13 protein-coding genes are annotated in these 17322 nt (G+C 70.4%); 5 read left to right on the top strand and 8 right to left on the bottom strand.

The annotated features are described in order from the left end of the window. The first annotated feature begins 70 nt into the window (after nt 1-70). Nucleotides 71-1552, top strand: a complete 1482-nt coding sequence (locus BLU81_RS23735) for a DNA polymerase IV (RefSeq protein WP_092546683.1) — start codon at nt 71-73, stop codon at nt 1550-1552. A gap of 143 nt (nt 1553-1695) precedes the next feature. On the opposite strand, the gene BLU81_RS23730 is transcribed toward BLU81_RS23735, so the two are convergent. After that, entirely contained in the window at nt 1696-2907 is a 1212-nt protein-coding gene (locus tag BLU81_RS23730) for an RNA-guided endonuclease InsQ/TnpB family protein (RefSeq protein WP_092546682.1), read from the bottom strand. A 158-nt stretch (nt 2908-3065) separates the two neighbouring features. Here BLU81_RS23730 and ctaD point away from each other — a divergent pair, with 158 nt between their 5' ends. The 3 genes from ctaD (at nt 3066) to BLU81_RS23715 (ending at nt 7671) form a co-directional block, all read left to right on the top strand. Further along, entirely contained in the window at nt 3066-4811 is a 1746-nt protein-coding gene (gene ctaD / locus BLU81_RS23725; RefSeq protein ID WP_092546681.1) for an aa3-type cytochrome oxidase subunit I, read from the top strand. Nucleotides 4812-4944: 133 nt separating this feature from the next. After that, nucleotides 4945-6414, top strand: coding sequence for an LPXTG cell wall anchor domain-containing protein (locus BLU81_RS23720; protein ID WP_157751764.1), 1470 nt, complete (start codon nt 4945-4947; stop codon nt 6412-6414). An 87-nt stretch (nt 6415-6501) separates the two neighbouring features. Continuing rightward, the gene (locus tag BLU81_RS23715) at nt 6502-7671 is read left to right on the top strand and encodes an amidohydrolase (RefSeq protein ID WP_092546679.1); all 1170 of its coding nucleotides are present in this window, start codon (nt 6502-6504) and stop codon (nt 7669-7671) included. A 69-nt stretch (nt 7672-7740) separates the two neighbouring features. On the opposite strand, the gene BLU81_RS23710 is transcribed toward BLU81_RS23715, so the two are convergent. From BLU81_RS23710 to BLU81_RS23680, 7 genes are all read right to left on the bottom strand, one after another. Continuing rightward, nucleotides 7741-9021, bottom strand: coding sequence for an ATP-binding protein (locus tag BLU81_RS23710; RefSeq protein ID WP_092546678.1), 1281 nt, complete (start codon nt 9019-9021; stop codon nt 7741-7743). A gap of 137 nt (nt 9022-9158) precedes the next feature. Next, nucleotides 9159-10088: an NAD-dependent epimerase/dehydratase family protein gene (locus tag BLU81_RS23705; RefSeq protein ID WP_092546677.1), complete on the bottom strand. Its 930-nt coding sequence runs from the start codon at nt 10086-10088 to the stop codon at nt 9159-9161. Nucleotides 10089-10090: 2 nt separating this feature from the next. Continuing rightward, nucleotides 10091-11233: a cytochrome P450 family protein gene (locus BLU81_RS23700; protein ID WP_092546676.1), complete on the bottom strand. Its 1143-nt coding sequence runs from the start codon at nt 11231-11233 to the stop codon at nt 10091-10093. Nucleotides 11234-11302: 69 nt separating this feature from the next. Beyond that, nucleotides 11303-12091, bottom strand: a complete 789-nt coding sequence (locus BLU81_RS23695; protein ID WP_092546675.1) for a glycosyltransferase family 2 protein — start codon at nt 12089-12091, stop codon at nt 11303-11305. 37 nt (nt 12092-12128) lie between these two features. Beyond that, nucleotides 12129-13592 (bottom strand): AMP-binding protein, encoded by a 1464-nt coding sequence (locus tag BLU81_RS23690; protein WP_092546674.1) that lies wholly within the window; start codon nt 13590-13592, stop codon nt 12129-12131. Then, the gene (locus BLU81_RS23685) at nt 13592-14323 is read right to left on the bottom strand and encodes a glycosyltransferase family 2 protein (protein WP_092546673.1); all 732 of its coding nucleotides are present in this window, start codon (nt 14321-14323) and stop codon (nt 13592-13594) included. The genes BLU81_RS23690 and BLU81_RS23685 overlap by 1 nt, the downstream gene beginning before the upstream one ends. Beyond that, a complete protein-coding gene (locus tag BLU81_RS23680; RefSeq protein WP_092546672.1) occupies nt 14320-15300 on the bottom strand; it encodes a 3-oxoacyl-ACP synthase III family protein in 981 nt (326 codons plus the stop codon). The genes BLU81_RS23685 and BLU81_RS23680 overlap by 4 nt, the downstream gene beginning before the upstream one ends. Nucleotides 15301-15389: 89 nt before the next feature. On the opposite strand from BLU81_RS23680, the gene BLU81_RS23675 reads away from it, so the two are divergent. Further along, nucleotides 15390-17318 (top strand): PAS domain S-box protein, encoded by a 1929-nt coding sequence (locus BLU81_RS23675; protein ID WP_092546671.1) that lies wholly within the window; start codon nt 15390-15392, stop codon nt 17316-17318. Nucleotides 17319-17322: the final 4 nt, after the last annotated feature.

Raw genomic sequence — 17322 nt, 5'->3', positions numbered from 1 at the left:
ACAGCGATTCGGCTTTTGGTAGCGCTCCCATCCTCACCTTTTGTCATACCCGGCGCCTACGCTGCGGATCGTGAGGGGGAGAGCCAGCATTCTGCATGTCGACCTGGACGCGATGTTCGCCGCCGTCGAGCAGCGCGACAAACCCTCCCTGCGCGGCAAGCCGGTGATCGTCGGCGGGGTGGCCGGGCGGGGCGTGGTGTCCACCGCGTCGTACCAGGCCCGGGTCTTCGGGGCGCACTCGGCGATGCCGATGGCCCAGGCCCGGCGGCTCTGCCCACCCAACACCGCCTACCTGTCCCCCCGGTTCGTGGCCTACCAGAGGACCAGCGCCGTCGTCATGGAGTTGCTGGCCGGTGTCTCCCCGCTGGTCGAGCAGGTCTCCATCGACGAGGCCTTCGTCGACCTCGCCGCCACCGACCACGATCTCAGCGTGGCCGGGGTCACCGCCCTAGCCCACCGGCTGAAAGCGGAGATCGCCATCGCGACCGGTGGTGTCACCGGCTCGATCGGCGCCGCCTCCAGCAAACTCCTCGCCAAGATCGGCTCCGACCTGCACAAACCCGACGGCCTCACGGTCGTCGCGCCCGGTGACGAGCTGGCGGTCCTGCACCCGCTGCCGGTCCGGCGCCTCGGCGGCGTCGGACCGGCCACCGAGCAGCGCCTGCACCGCTCCCGGATCCGCACGGTCGGCGACCTGGCCGCGGCCCCCCTCGAAGACCTGGTCGACTGGTTCGGCACCGCCCACGGGCACGGCCTGTTCCGGCTGGCCCGCGCCGACGATCCCCGGCCGGTGGTCAGCGAGCGCGAGACCAAATCGGTGTCCGCCGAGGAGACCTTCGACGTGGACGTGACCGACCCCGCCCGCCTGCTGCACGAGCTGGACCTGCTCGCCACCCGGGTCGCGGCCCGGCTGCGCCGCTCGGGCCTGACCGGCCGCACCGTCAACATCAAGGTCCGGCACCCCGACTTCACCACGGTCACCAGGGCGGTGACCAGAGACCAGCCCACCGACGACGGCCAGTTGATCGCCGGTCTGGCCCGGCGCCTGCTCGCCGAGATCACCACCTTCGGCGGCATCCGCCTGCTGGGCGTCGGCGTCTCCACTCTCTACGACTTCGCCCAGGACGACCTGTTCTCCGCCGCCGGCGAGGACCCGCCCACCCTCGACTTCCCCGACCAGCCCTTACCCGCCGCACCTGCCTTCCCCTCGTCTCCCTCTTCCTCTTCTTCCTCCTCCTTGGCTTCTCCCTCGGCTTCTTCGTCCGCGCCTTCTTCGCCCCTCGTCGGGTCTTCGTCCGCGCCTTCTTCGCCCTTCGCCGCGTCTTCGCCGGTGGCGGTCGAGGAGATGCGGGTGTGGCGGCCGGGGCAGGATGTGTGCCACGACGAGCACGGCCCGGGCTGGGTCCACGGCAGCGGCATCGGCCGGGTCACGATCCGTTTCGAGGGTCCGACCACGCCGATCGGCCGGGTCCGCACCTTCTTCGTCAACGACCCGCACCTGCAGCCCGCCGACCCACCCGACTGGACGATCCCCGCTCCGGCCGCACCGTGACCTCAGGCGCATAGTCCCGGCGGGGGCGCAAGGACACCGGCGGGGTTGTGCGGATGATGCACGACCCCGGGCCCGGCCTGCGAACCTCGCCGGATAGCGGTACGAACGGTCCAGGGAGGACTTTCGTTGACATCCTCCCGTCCTCAAGGGACGGGAGTTCCGGTGGTCGCCCGCCGGGTTTCCTGCTTCACAGCCTGCCGCCCCGGACGGAGGTTTCCCCGTTGAGGTCTTACGCCAGTTCCACAGGCAGACACCGCCGGCCCGGCGGCCAAGATGTTTCTCGCTGCGTTGACGTCGCGGTCGTGGAGGGTGCCGCAGCCGGGACACACCCACGTCCGTACGCCCAGCGGCAGTGTGTCGAGGAGGTGTCCGCAGTGGGAGCAGAGTTTCGTCGAGGGGTGCCAGCGGTCGATGACGATCAGGTTCCGCCCGTACCAGGCGCATTTGTAGGTGAGCAGTTGGCGCAACTGCGACCATGCGGCGTCGGAGATTCCTCGGGCCAGACGGTGGTTCTTGACCATGTTGCGGACGGCCAGGTCCTCGATCACGAGCGTTTGAGTCTCACGCACGAGCCGAGTCGTCAGTTGATGCAGGTGGTCACGGCGCCGGTCGGCTGTCCGGGCATGGATACGGGCGACCTTGAGCCGGGCTTTGTCCCTGTTCCGGGAGCCTTTCTCCTTGCGGGCCGGCGCTCGCTGGGCGCGGGCCAGTCTCTTACGGTCGGCGTGTTCGTGGCGGGGGTTGTCGATCTTCTCCCCGGTGGACAGGGTGATCAGGTGGTTCAGGCCGGCGTCCAGTCCTACCGCCGTGTCGGTGGCGGGCAGGGTGGTGATGGTGTCGTCGAACAGCATCGACACGAACCAGCGGCCGGCGCTGTCGCGGGTCACCGTCACGGTCGACGGCACGCCGTCTTGCGGCACCGGCCGCGACCACACGATGGGCAAAGGCTGGGTCATCTTGGCCAGGGTCGGTTCACCGTCACGCCACCGGAAGGCCGAGGCGGTGAACTCCGCCGACGCCTTCGACCGGCGCTTGGACTTGAACCGCGGAAACCCGGCCCGCTTCCCGAAGAACGCGGTGAATCCGCCCTGCAGATGTCGCAGGCACTGCTGCAACGGCACACACGACACCTCGTTCAAGAACGCCAGTTCCTCCGACTTCTTCCACATGGTCAGCATCGCGCTGGTGGCGGCGTAGTTCACCCGTTCGTGGCGTTCCTGCCAGGCTGCGGTGCGGGCCTGCAGGGCCAGGTTGTAGACCTTGCGCACACACCCGAACGTCCGCACCAGCAGGCCGACCTGCTCGGACGTCGGATAGAAACGAAACCGGAAGGCCCGCTTCACGGGGGTGCTCATCCACAATGGATGACACGGCTGTTCGATAGTGGTCCTGCCGGGGATCCGGTGCACACGCCGATCCGCCTTGACGACGGATCGGTTATCCCTGAGCTGCTCCGCTGGGCATTCCGTTTCCTCCCCGGCCTGAAGGCCGGAACATCCGCGAAAGACTTGTGATGGCGCTGACGACTCGCCCCGTGCGGGCCCGGACGTGGCCGGTGCGGCAGCCGGTCCGGGGCTCGTGGCTGGCCCGGACGATCCGGACCACGGACGCGAAGCAGATCGGGATCATGTACCTGGCCACGGCCTTCGTGTGGTTCGTGCTCGGTGGCGCGATGGCGCTGCTGATGCGGGCCGAACTGGCCCGGCCGGGGATGCAGATGCTGTCGCCGGAGCAGTACAACCAGCTGTTCACCATGCATGGCACGATCATGCTGCTGTTCTTCGCGACGCCGATCGTGTTCGCGTTCGCCAACTACGTGGTGCCGATCCAGATCGGCGCGCCCGACGTGGCGTTTCCACGGCTCAACGCGTTCGCGTACTGGCTGTACTTCTTCGGGGGTCTGATCGCTTTCGGCGGTTTCCTGGTGCCGGGCGGGGCCGCGGACTTCGGCTGGACCGCCTACACGCCGCTGAGCACCTGGCAGCACTCGCCGGGGGTCGGCGGCAACATGTGGGTGATCGGGCTGGCGCTGTCGGGTGTCGGCACGATCCTCGGCGCGGTCAACATGATCACCACGGTCCTGTGCCTGCGGGCGCCGGGGATGACCATGTTCCGGATGCCGATCATGACCTGGAACATCCTGCTGACCAGCGTACTGGTGATCCTGGTCTTCCCATTCCTGGCCGCCGCCCTCTTCGCGCTGGCCGCGGACCGGGTGCTGGACGCTCAAGTCTTCAATGTGGATACCGGCGGGCCGATGCTCTGGCAGCACCTGTTCTGGTTCTTCGGCCATCCCGAGGTCTACATCATCGCGTTGCCGTTCTTCGGGATTATCACCGAGGTCATTCCGGTCTTCAGTCGCAAACCGGTCTTCGGCTACAAGACCCTCGTTGCGGCCACGATCCTGATCACTATGTTGTCGATGAGCGTGTGGGCGCACCACATGTTCGCTACCGGGCAGGTGCTGCTGCCGTTCTTCAGCCTGCTCAGCTACCTGATCGCGATCCCGACCGGGATGAAGTTCTTCGTCTGGATCGGCACCATGTGGCGGGGGCAGCTCACGTTCGAGACGCCGATGCTGTTCGCGATCGGGTTCATGGTGACGTTCCTGCTCGGCGGCCTGACCGGGGTGCTGCTTGCGTCACCGCCGGTCGACTTCCACGTGCACGACAGCTACTTCGTGGTGGCCCACTTCCACTACGTGCTGTTCGGGACGATCGTGTTCGCGGTCTTCGCCGGTGTCTACTTCTGGTTCCCGAAGATGTTCGGGCGGATGCTCGACGAACGGCTCGGCCGGGTGCATTTCTGGCTGACCTTCCTCGGGTTCCACGCGACGTTCCTGGTGCAGCACTGGGTCGGCAACAAGGGCATGCCCCGGCGGTACGCGGACTACCTCCCCTCCGACGGGTTCACCTTCCTGAACACGTTCTCCACCATCGGCTCGTTCGTGCTCGGAGCCGCCACGCTGCCGTTCCTCTACAACGTGTGGAGGTCGTACCGGGTGGGGGAGCCGGTGGCCGCCGATGACCCGTGGGGGCACGGCAACTCGCTCGAGTGGGCGACGTCCAGCCCGCCGCCGCTGCGCAATTTCGACCGGATGCCGCGGATCCGGTCCGAGCGGCCCGCTTTCGATCACCGGTTTCCGCAGCTCGCGGCCGGTGGGCAGTCGGTGGCCGGCCCGCCGGAGGGTGGGGCCCGGCCACTCACCAGCGAATCCACCGGCGGTGCGAGCTATCCGGAGGATAGTTCCGATCGTTGAGGTCTGAGGTTAAAGCGTTGGTTGTCGGCTTTGCGCGTAGATGCTCATCGCGAACGAGATTCTGGGCGGCCGTAGCTCATAAAGCGTGCGTTGCGATGAAAGGTCGGACATTCCACGCCCCGGAAGGGACCTCATGTCGACCGTCCTACACGGCCTACTGGCCGCTGCGTTAGCGATCCCCGCCGCACCCGCGATGCCGGCCGCCGCCACGCCACGAGACTGCGCCCTCGGGAACTTCACCGCACACTCCCAGGCCGACCTCGCCCGGATCGCGATCCTCAACCCGGGACCGCACGCCAAGGGACAACCGGCGCTCGCCGACCTCGGGCTCGCGACGGCCACCGGCACCGTGGACAGCGCGGCCCAGCCGTACCGCAGCGTCGCCACCGGCCGGCACACCGGCTCTCGGGTTCCCGGCCTGCCCGCCGGTGGCGCCTTCCACGCCGAGCCCAGCCGGAACGCGCCGTCCACGAAGGACCTCGCCCGATTCCAGGTCGCCGGACTCGCCACCGTCGGCGCCGGCCGGGCCACCGCCCACGCCACCTGGGACGACGACTACCGCTGCGGTCGGACCGGGCCGCTGACCAGGGCCGCGACCGCGCTCGGCGGACTGTCCGTGCTCGACGGCATGCACGCCGGACCGCACCGGAGCAGCCTGCTCACCGTCGGGCCGGCCGGCTCCGCACAGAGCGCCACCGACCTGCTCGAACTCGGACGGGGCCGGATCGGCGTACGCGCCAGTGCCGGGGTCGCCCTCAGCGACCTGACCCTCTTCGCCGGCACCCCGCAGCAGGTCTCGATCAAGGTGGTCACCCAGCCGACTCTGGAGGCGATCTCCGCCGGGGACCGGGCGCACTCCGGGGTCACCTACCGTCCGGCGATCGTCGAGGTGAAAGCTCTCGGGAAGCCCCGGCACCTGCTCAAGGACTCCGGTGCGGCCGTCTCGGTCGGGCTCCTCGGCGGATTCGAACCGGGGAATCCGGCAGAGCTCGAGACTCGGATCTCGCTCGGCCAGGTCCGGCAGAAGGTCGGCAGCCGGCAGGTTCAGGCGCAGGCGGCGGCGCTGCGGATCGAGGTGCGGCTCGGTGCGACGCGGCTGCTCGACGTGGCCCTGGGGCACCTGACGGTCGAGGCGTGCGCGCCGGACCAGATCCGGCAGGGCGGCGGCGCTCGGCCGGTTTCCGGTGGCGGCGATCGGCCGGCTTCCGGCGGCGGCGATCGGCCGCGGCCGGGGCCAGGGCCTGGTGACGACCGGCCCAAGCCTTTCCCGGGCGATTCCCCGGACGACGACTCGGATTCTCCGGACTCCGACTCCGACTCCGACTCCGACTCGGACTCGGACTCCCCGGACTCACCGGATGGCGATTCCACGGATGACTCCCCGGGTGTCACCTCGCCCTCGCCCTCGCCGTCATCGTCGCCTTCGCCGTCGGCCAGCCGGTCCGACACGCCCGCGCTGGTCCCGGCTCCCGCTCCGGGCCGTGACACGCTCGCCCTGACCGGTTCGGACGTGACGGCCTACGGCTACGCGGGCGGTGCCCTGGTCCTGGCCGGCCTTCTCGCGCTGCTGCTGACCCGGCGCCGTCGCACTGCGAAGCACTGAAACTGACCCGGCACCGTAGCGTCTCGAAGCACTGATCCCCGTTCAGCGCCCAGCGTCACGACGCTGGGCGCTGCTACGTTCGATCTCGTGGATTCCGATACCGACGCCGTGGTGGACGAGTGGCAGGCCCGGCTTCTCGGTCTCAGCCACAGCCTGCACGCCGAGCCCGAGGTGGCGTTCGCCGAGCACGCGTCGGCGGCGAAACTGGCCGCGCTGATGCGGTCCGCCGGATTCACCGTCGAGGAAGGCGTCTGTGGCCTGCCGACCGCGCTGACCGCCACGTACGGCGCGGGTGATCTGACCGTCGGCCTGTGCGCGGAGTACGACGCCCTGCCCGGCCTCGGGCATGCCTGCGGCCACAACATCATCTGCGCCTCCTCGGCGGGTGCGGCCATCGCGTTGCGGTCGGCCGCCGACCGGTTCGGGTTCCGGGTCAAACTGCTCGGCACTCCCGCCGAGGAGAGCGGCGGCGGCAAACAGCTGATGCTGGAGCGTGGCGCGTTCGACGACGTGACCGTGGCGATGATGGCGCACCCCGGCCCCGCCGCCGACCGGGCGAGCGTGGGCGAGAGCACCCAGGCGTGCACCCGTTTCGAGGTGACGTTCCGCGGCAGGCCGGCACACGCGGCCGGTGCCCCCTGGGACGGGGTGAACGCGGCCGACGCGGCGGTGGTCGCGCAGGTCGCGGTCGGCCTGCTCCGCCAGCAGATCCCCCCGGACCACCGGATCGCCGGCTTCGTCCGTTCCGGCGGGGCGACGACCAACATCATTCCCGAGCAGAGCGTTCTCGAGTACGAGGTACGAACCCCCGCCGCCGCCGGACTCACCGAACTGAGAAGCCGGGTGTGGGCCTGTTTCGAGGCGGGCGCCCTGGCCACCGGTTCGACCGTCGAGTTCCGCCGCACCGAACCCGACTACCTGGACCTACGCAACGATCAGTGGCTGCTCGAAACCTACGCCGCCCACCTGCCCGCTTTCGGCCGCTCCGCACTCCCGCTACCTGGCGGCCTGACCACGGCCTCCACCGACATGGGCAACGTGAGCCACGTGCTCCCGTCGATCCACCCGATGATCGCCCTCCGAGGCGTGACCGCCATGCCCCACACCCACGAGTTCGCCGCCCACACCGCCACCCCACCGGCCGACGAGGCCCTACTGCACGCCGCAAAACTCCTGGCCCGCACGGCGACCACGTTGGCCGCCGACGCCCCGCACCGAGAAACCTACAAAGCCCACCACCAAGCCCGCCGGTCCTAGTCTGTCCTCCGACCAACTCGGCCGTGGACACCCGGACATCCTTGAAGCAGCGTCGGTCCTGCTCGTCGTCTATCCGTTGACGGGTGTCCAGAGCCGGTCGACGGGCATGATGTGGATGCGGTCTTCATAGGTGAACGAGCGCAGCCCGGTGCTCAGCGCCACCCCGGCGATGAACCTGTCACCGAGCGCATCTCGTAAGGTTCGGAGCCCTTTGAGGTCGGCACCGGTGACGCGTTCGTTTGCCTTGACTTCGAACGCCAGGACCCGGCCGTCATCGAACTCGATGACATAGTCGACCTCGTCGCCGTCATGTGTTCGCCAATGCCCTGTGGAGACCTGTTCGTCCAGCCAGGAGACCTGTTTGCGGAGCTCGCCGACGACGAAGGTCTCGAGCAGGTGCCCGAATTCCGCTAAGGCGGTCGGGTCCAGGGTGGCGAGCTTGGCGGGTGTGATCCGCATGAGCCGAGCGGCTACCCCGGTGTCGGTGACGTGTACTTTCGGTGACGCCGCGGCGCGCGCGCGTAGCGTCTTTCCCCAAGCTGGAAGCCGGTCGATGAGGAACAGGTCTTCGAGGAGGCGGGCATAGTCCTCGATGGTTTTGCGGTCGCCCGCGAGCCCCTGGGACGCGGTGGTCAAGTTCAGTACCTGTCCGGTTCGCCCGGCGAGTCGCTCCAGCAGCTCACGCAGCATGTTGCGCTGACGTATCCGGACGAGTTCGATGGCGTCGCGTTCCAAGGACTGGCGGATGTAGTCGTCGAACCACCGATCCCGTGCGGTGCCGGTACGTCGCAGGGCCAGTGGAAAGCCTCCGGCACAGAGCCTGTCGACGTACTCCCTCCGGGTGGTCTTCGACGACGGTTGGGCTGCGACTGTCGTGTCGGGCTCAACTCGAAGTGCCGGAAGGAAGTCCTCGTTGACGCCACCGATCTCCCCTTGTGACAGTGGCCAGATTGTCAAGCTGTGCAGTCGGCCGGTGAGTGACTGTGCCGTGCGGGGCAGCGCGTCCTGACGAGTCGACCCGGTAAGCACAGCAGTGCCCGGCAGGGTGCCTTCGCGATTGAGCCGAGCCTTCAACGCGTCGAGGATCTGCGGGGCATACTGATACTCGTCCACGCATAGCAGACCCTGTGCCGCCACGGCTGTCTGCGGGTTGGCCACCACGGCATCTCGAGTGCCGAGATCGTCAAGATCCAGAACGGCTACCCCTCGATCATCGGCCAACGCCCTCAGCACCGTCGACTTGCCGACGGAGCGCGGGCCGTGCAGAGCAATGACCGGCTCGACCTGCAGTAGGTCGTTGACCAACGCAGAGACACGCCGATCCGCGATCCCGGCGAGTGGTCCCGTCATGCTTGCTCCTGGGGTGCGAAGTACCAAATCTTCGAACCGTAAATTACCAAAAGCGGAGGACCTGAACTACCAAAATTGGAGGGTATCGAACTACCAAAATTGGATCTTGCGTCTTGGGTAAGGGCCGGCGGACCGACTCATGCGATGTGCTCGGACCGGAAGTCGGCGAAGGTTCGTCGGGGTGTCCAGCCCTGGGCTCGGGCTCGGGTGATGTTCAGGACGACGCCGGTGGTGAGCTGGTCCACCGCGTACCGGGAGAGCAGGGGTGAGCGACCAGTCAGCCTCGCCGTGGCTGTCGCCGCCGTGGCGATCGCGCTGACCAGGGGGATCGGTAAGTGCGCTACCGGGACGCCGCAGACCGCCTGGACCACCGCGTCGCGACGGTAGGGCTGCGCATCGGCGATGTTGTAGGCGCCGGCCGGCCAGTGTGCCGCCGCCAGGCAGGCGTCCGCGAGGTTCTCCACCGCGGTCAGGCTCAGCTCGATGTCCGGACCGGGTAGCAGAGCCCGGCCGCCGCGCACCACTCGCCGTAACCGGGGCAGCAAGTGCGGGTCGCCGGGGCCGTAGACGGCCCGGGGCCGCAGCACCACCGCCCCGGCCGCCAGCGCTAGGCGTTCCCCGGCCGCTTTCGTTCGACCGTAGGCGGTCAGCCCCGCGAGCGGATGGTCCTCGGTGATCGGTTCCGGACTCGGAAGAAGGTATCCGGACCGGCCCGGCTGCCGGTATTCATAGAGGATCGGTGGTGCGTAGACGCTGGCGCTGCTCACCCACACGACCGGGCGGCTGCCGGTGGCTGAGAGCAGGCGGGCGGTGCCGTCCACATTGACCGCCCGGAAAGTGGCCTCGGACGCGCGGCCGGGCGGTGGGTCACCGACGGCCGCGGCGAGATGCAGCACGATGTCGGTTCCGGTCAGGTCGGGTTCGGTACGGGTGGCGTCCCAGAACCGGTGCTCGCCGACCGGCCCGGGTGTCCGTCCGAGGCAGACGACAGCCGCTCCCGCCTCAGCGGCGGCGCGGGCCACCATCCCACCGCAGAATCCACTCGCTCCGGTCACCGCTATTCGCATCGTCACCGGGCGGTCCGCCGGTCTCCGGGGGCCAGGATCAGGCTGGACCAGCCGGGTAGGGCGCTGCGCCGGTCGGCCCGGGCCGAGAGCACGACCGGACGGTACGGTGCCAGCGCTGTCAGCGTGTCGGTGAACTGCATCCGGGCCAGCCGGGCGCCGGGGCAGGCGTGTGAGCCCAGCCCGAACACCAGTTGGGACACCCGCTGCGGTGCCGGATCGTCCGGGGTCGGGTCACGCTGGTGGGCGCCGACCGCGTGCCGGGCGATCAGAATCAGCCGGTCACCGGCGCGAACCGGTAGGCCGGCGATGGTGCCCGCGGCGGCGGCGACCCGCGGCAGCAACGGGGTCGGGGCGGTCACCCGTAGCAACTCGGCGGTGAGCGCGTCGGGGGTGGTCTCGGCATACCCCCAAAGGTCCGCGTCCGCGCACCAGGCCACGGCCCGCGGCAGCCCGGCGACCGTCGTGTTGATCGCGGCCACCGCCATCATCGCCGCGAGCCCGGCCCCGCCGGGTGCCGCGGAATCGCCGTCGCCAGCCGGTGTGACCAGGGTGTTCAGGCGGTCGGCGGCCTGCTGTGCGGCCCGCCGGTGGCGGGGGAGCGTCAGACCCGGAACGTGTTCGCGGGCACCGGTGGCCGCCGCCTCCCGGGCCGCGGCTGCCAGTTCGAGAGGGGCGACGTTCAGTTTCAGGAGGGCGGCCGCAGTGGCACCGGAGAGTTCCGCGGCGACGTCCACCAGGTCGATCGGGCGGCCTTCGGCCAGTGGCGCCAACCGGCGGTTCAGGACTTCGCGCCAGATCGGCCGCAACCGGGTCACCCCGTCGGCGCCCAGTGACTCGGCCACCTCCCGGCGGGACCCGCGGTGACCGGCACCCTCCTGGTCGAAGAGCAGGTCACCGCTGGTCAGCCGACCGGCCGCCCCGCCGGTGGTGCCGTCCGCGGTCCGGTCCAGCGGTACCCGCGTCAGCCCGTCGACGAACGCCTCCGGCGAATGCGCCATCACCGTTCTGCCCAGCCGGACCACGGGACGGCTCCGGACGGCCGCGAGCAGCAGGAACAGCACCGGATGGCTGCGCAGATAGACCTGCCGATCCCGGCGCCGGGCCCGCCCTTGCGCCGTTCCGTGGTCCCCACCCCAGACGTTCATCGGCTCCTACCAGCTCTCGGTTCAGGCCGGCGACCGGATGAGGGCCGGTGACCGGATGAGGACCGGTGGTCAGCGGACATGGACCTGGGTGGTGGTGGGTGGGCGCCAGCGGCGATCCCAGTACCAGAGCAGCGTGCGCCGGCCGCCCCAAGCACGCAGGCGGCGCAGGCTGGACTCGACCACCACGTCCTCGGCGCGGACGATCCGGGACGTCACCCGGCGGGCCCGGTTCAGCAGGGTCACGTCCTCGGAACCCTCCTCCAGCGCCTCCCGGGGGGTGCCGCCGCAACGCTGGTACAGGTCGGCGGTCAGGGCCAGGTTGTGGCCGTGGACCAGGACGTACGGGCTGCGGAACTCCGGCCGGCGATGTGATCTCCGGTAGCGCCCGTAGACCGCCGCCAGCCGCACGGCCGCCGGGAAGACGTTGCGTTCGGCCCAGGTCGGCTGCTCGTCGCGGCGCGGCACACTGCGGCCACAGACCAGATCAACACCGCGATCGAGGTACGACCGGAGCGTCCCGATCCAATCCGGGGCGGGCAGGCAGTCCGCGTCGGTGCGGGCCAGCAGGGTGGCCCCGCCGGCGATCGCGTGCCGGAAACCGGTGTCGGCGGCGGTGCCCGCTCCGGGTTCGGTCTCGGTGACGACCTCGACCGGGAACGGTGCCGTCTCGGCGAACCGGCGCACCACTGCGGCGGTCCCGTCGGTCGACGCGTTGTCCACCACGACCAGCCGGAAGTCCCGGTCGGTCTGGGCCGCCAGAGCCGCCAGGGTCGCCCCGATCGACGCCGCCTCGTTGAAGGCGGGCACCACGACGGCGAGTTCCGGACCGGGCGGGCCGCGGTGGACGGGGCTGTTCACGACCGTACCGCCGTGGGGTGAAGGCCGGCGGCGCTGTTCATCGGCGTACCGCCGCTGGGTCGGGGTTGGTGGACGCCAGGGACGCGGCTGCCGCGCGGTCGGGCTTGCGGGAACGCCCGGCGAGCGGGACCGGGGCGAAGATCAGCCGGTCGGGGTGGGCCGAACCCATCCGGCGCAGCGGCTCGCGGAGCGCGGCCTCGACCGTGGCCCGGTCGGCGCCGGGAGCCGTCTCGACCACCGCCACCACCTGCTCGTCACCGTCCCCGGCGGGGACACCGACCAGGACCGCGAGGGCCACGCCGGGTACGTGCAGGGCCGGCTCGTAGAGGCCCGGATAGATGTTCTCCGCCCCGCGCAGGATCATGTCCTTGCAGCGTCCGGCGAGAACGACCCGCCGGGTGCCGGCGGGCAGGGTGGCGACGTCGCCGGTGGCGACCCACTCGTGCGGGCCGGCGCCCAGATAACGGTCGCAGACCCCGGCGCCGGAGAGCAGCAGCTGGCCGGTGTCGTCGAGGCGGGCCCGGACGCCGGGGAGCAGTTCGCCGACCAGGTCACCGTCGCCGTCGAAAGTGGACTTCTCCCGGGATTCGACGGCCGCGGCCGGGAAGACCTCGGTGAGCGCGTAGACACCCCACGCCTCGTCGGCTCCGGCGGCCCGGACCCGGTCGAGCAGGTTCGCCGAGACCGGCGCCGACCCACTGTAGACACGACCGGTGAACGGTGTGCCGGCGTCCAGGGCGGCCCGGATCTGCGGCGGCGTCAGGTAGGTGGCCTGCGGGCGCAACCCGGTGACCTGCCGGGCCAGCGCGCGAGGGCGCCGGGCCGGGGCGGCCACCGGTGCGCCGGCCGCCAGGGACGGGACCATCACGAAGAACGTACCGCCCAGCACCGGGACTCCCGCCTGGGGCCGGACCAGATCGGCGACCGCCCGCAGACCCGCCGCCAGACCGGCGCGGGTGTGCACCACGGCCCGTGGGCTGCTGGTGGTGCCCGAGGTGAAGATGACGACCGCGTCGCCGTCACCGTCGAAGGCGGCCGGCGCCGGGCCGCTGATCAGGGACAGAGCCGGTGCGTTGCCGGGCAGGCGCGGGCCCAGCGTGACGGTCGGGCCGAGCTTCGTGAAGTCGGGCAGGGCCAGCCCGGCCCGGCGCGCCAGTGGGGCGGCCCAGCCGGCCACCGCCTGCGCGGCCGCGTCGGCGACGATCAGAGCGGGCCGGGCGAGTGCCAGCCGGGCGATGAGGACGTCCGGTCCGGCGGTCGGGTCGAGCAGCGCCACCCGGACACCGAGCCGGTACGCGGCGAGCACCATCGCCAGGGCCCGTGCTCCGGGGCGGATCGCCAGTCCCAGAGTGTCACCGGCACGGATGCCACGGGCGTGCAGGGCGGTCGCGTACCGGTCGCGCAGCACGGCCAGTTCGCCCCGGCTGACCGTGCGCCGGCCACGGATCAGGGCCGGGGCGCCGTCGCCGGCCCGCAGTCCGGAGTTCAGTTCGTCGAGCATCAGCGCGGGTCCGGAGTCAGGTCGGCGCTGCCACGGTCCAGGTACCAGCGGGCGGTCCGCAGCACCCCGTACGCGCGCAACCGCCGGGTCGAGTTCTCCACCACCATCGACCGGCTGTGCACGATCGCCGAGGTGGTGCCGCGGACCCGGTTGAGGAACAGCCGGTCGGTCGGGGACGGTCGCCGGGGCATGCCGCCGCACGCTTCATACAGGGCCGCGGTCACCGCCATGTTGTTACCGGCGTGCATGCGGTACGGGGCCAGGTAGCCACGGTCGCGGTGCGCCGGCCGTACCCGCCCGAAAGCCGCCGCGAGTGACACCAGCAGCGCGAAGAACGCCCGCCCGGCCGGTCCGTGCTCGTCATGCCTCGCGGTGATCCGGCCGCAGGCCAGCCCGGCGCCGCCGGTGAGGGCCGCCCGGGCCGCCGCCACCCAGCCGGGCCGTGGAAGGCAGTCGGCGTCGGTGCGGGCGATCATGGTGGCGCCCGCACCGATGGCGTGCCGGAAACCGGTGTCGACCGCGCTGCCGACGCCTTTCTCGGTCTCGATCAGCACATGCACCGGAAACGGGGCGGTCACCGATTCCACCACGGCCACCGTGTCGTCGGTGGATCCGTTGTCCACCACCAGCAGGGTGAAGTCGAGGTCGGTCTGGGCGGTCAGGGCGTCCAGAGTCTGTTTGATCCGGGCGGATTCGTTGTACGCGGGAACCACCACCCACAGGTCGGTCACGACCGCTCCCAGACCATGGTCATCATGCTGACGCCGCCGCCGAGGCCGACGAACAGCACCTTGTCACCGGTCGACAAGTGTGGAAACGCCCGGTCGAGTTGCACGCCGAGCGTCGCGCTCGCCATGTTGCCCAGCTCGGTGACCGTCACTTCGAGCCGATCACGCGGAACCCCGGTGACCTCGATGAATCGCTCCAGATACGGCAACGTCACCTGATGGACCAGAATCCGCTGGTAGTCGGTGAACTCGAACCCGGTCCGCGCCCGCACCCGGTCCAGGATGCTCGCCCCGATCTTCTCGAACACCCCGCGCAACCGGTGCCCGTCCCCGACGAAATAGCTGTGCTCGTCCCCGCGCGGATGCCGTGACCCGCCACCCGGGATGCCACCGACCGTCCAGTGCTCGGAGAACGTCTCGGTGTCGACGTCCAGGATCCCGCCCCGCTCCACCGGCTCCACGACCACCGCCGCCCCGGCGTCCCCGAACGTATAACCCGCGAACGACTTCCGAGCCTCCGCCAGACTCGCCACCCGTGGCCGCATCACCCGGCTGGGCGTCTCGCCGGTGACGACCAGCGCCCGCCGCGCCCGCCCGGCCAGCACCATCGACCGGGCCAGGTCGATGCCGTTGACGAAACTGTTGCAGGCGTTGGTGACGTCGAGCGCGTGCGCCCGGCTGCCCAGGGCGTCCTGCAGGATGTGCGCGGTCGCCGGTTCGACCATGTCCCGGCTGGCTGAGGCGAACAGCAGCAGGTCCACGTCGAGCGGGTCCAGGTCGGCGCTCGCCAGGGCGGCGCGGGCGGCGTGCAGGCCGAGGGTGGAGGCGTACTCGTCGCCGGCCGCGATCCGCCGCCGTTCGATGCCGGTCAGGCGGGCCAGCAGCCCGCGGGGCAGCCGCCCGATCCCGTCCTGCAGTTCGGCCGTGGTGACCTCGCGTTCCGGCAGATGAGCGCCCACTCCGGTGATTCCGACCCGCACGTTCCCCCCTCGTCGTCGCAGCGACAGTAGCCGGGGTCCGCAGCCTTCGAGAAAGGTCGCTCAGCAGGTCGGGACCTCAGCATGAGGCGATGCCGTCCGATAGGACGATCGTGCCGGAACAGCTCTTCATGCTGGGCAACCTGGGCACCATGATCACGTACGCGGCGATCACGGTGGCCGTCGTGGTGCCGGTCGCCCGGGCCGGGCAGCTTCGCAGCAACCGGCTGGCCGTCGCCACCGCCCTGATCTTCGCGACCGCCGCCGTCGGGCACGGCCTGTACACGTGGCTCATCCTGGCCAACCCCGGTCTCCTCGGGCGCTCCGTCGTGCCCGGCTGGGTGTGGGTGCTGGCCTGGTGGAACCTGGTCACCGGGCTGACCGGCGTCTACTACTGGTCGGTGCGGCAGCGCAGCCGGACCGTACCCGGGCTGATCTACGCCGACCCGCATCGGCAGCAGGCCCTCGACGAGGCGGACAACCACCGGGCCACCCTCGAAGCCGTGGTCGAGCACACCGACGACGCGATCATCGGCGTCGACCTGGACGGCGTCATCACCGCCTGGAACGGGGGTGCCGAACGTCTCTTCGGCTACCCGGCCGCCGAGATCATCGGGCAGCCCGAGTCGATCCTCGCCGACCCGGCCGGAGCCGAGGAGCAGCGTCGGGTCATCGAGCGGGTCGGGCTGGGTGAACGCGGGCTGTCGTACGAGGCCCGGCGCTGGACCAAGGACGGCAGCCCGATCGACATCTCGCTCAACGTGTCCGCGATCCGGGACCGGGCCGGCCGGCTCACCGGGCTGTCCGCGGTCGCCCGGGACGTCACCGCGGCCAAAGAAGCGGCCGAACGGCAGCGGGCCGTCGAGGAGCGGACGAACCAGGCGCAACGGATGGAGAGCCTGGGCCGGCTCGCCGGTGGTGTCGCCCACGACTTCAACAACATCCTTGCGATCATCGTGAACTACACCGACTTCGCCGCTGAGGAGGCCGCCGGCAACGAGGCCCTGGAATCCGACCTCAAACACGTGCGCATCGCCGCCGACCGGGCCATCAACCTGACCCGCCAGCTGCTCACCTTCACCCGCGGCGACACCATCCAGCCGCAGGACGTCGACCTGAACGCGGGCATCGGCGAAGTCCACGCCATGCTCGCCCGCACCATCGGCGAACACATCAACCTGATCGAGGTCCCGTCCGGGCATCCGGTCGTCGTGCACGCCGACCCCGGCCAGATCCAGCAGGTGCTGCTCAACCTGGCGATCAACGCCCGGGACGCGATGCCGGACGGCGGCACCCTGGTCCTGGAAGCCGACATCACCGACCTGGACGGCGGCGAGCTCGACATGCAGCCGCCGTTACCCGCCGGAACCTACGCCCGGCTGCTCGTCAGCGACACCGGCGAAGGCATGACCGCGGACGTGGTGGCCCGGATCTTCGAGCCGTTCTACACCACGAAACCCCGTGGTCAGGGCACCGGACTGGGCCTGGCCACGGTCTACGGCATCGTCGCCGAATCCGGCGGCAGCCTCAACGTCTACTCCGAGCCCGGCGTCGGCACCACGTTCCGCATCTACCTGCCGCTGGTGACCACCACCGGCGCCGGACTGCCCGCCACCCTCCGCCGGGACGCCCCGCCACCCGGCGACGGCCGCACCGTCCTGGTGGTCGAGGACGAACCGGCCCTGGCCCGTGTCGTCACCCGCATCCTGTCCAACGCCGGCTACCACGTGCTGACCGCCACCGGCGGACCCGAAGCCCTGCACCTGTTCACCCAGCACGACTGCGACGTCCTCCTGACCGACGTGATCATGCCCGAGATGTCCGGTCGCCGTCTGGCTGAACTCCTGCACGAGGCGGTACCCACCCTGCCGGTCCTCTACATGTCCGGCTACAGCAACGGCCTGCTCGGCACCACCCACGTCCTGGACGGCGACATCGCGTTCATCGAGAAGCCCTTCACCGCCCACGACCTCCTGCACAAGATCGCCGAGGTCCACCCCGCCAAGACCAAGACCCCCTAGCGCC

It is taken from the genome of Actinoplanes derwentensis, from assembly GCF_900104725.1.
Classification (GTDB): Bacteria; Actinomycetota; Actinomycetes; order Mycobacteriales; family Micromonosporaceae; genus Actinoplanes; species Actinoplanes derwentensis.
Note: the sequence above shows the minus strand (reverse complement) of the source record. Positions and strands in the feature narration are given on the sequence as shown.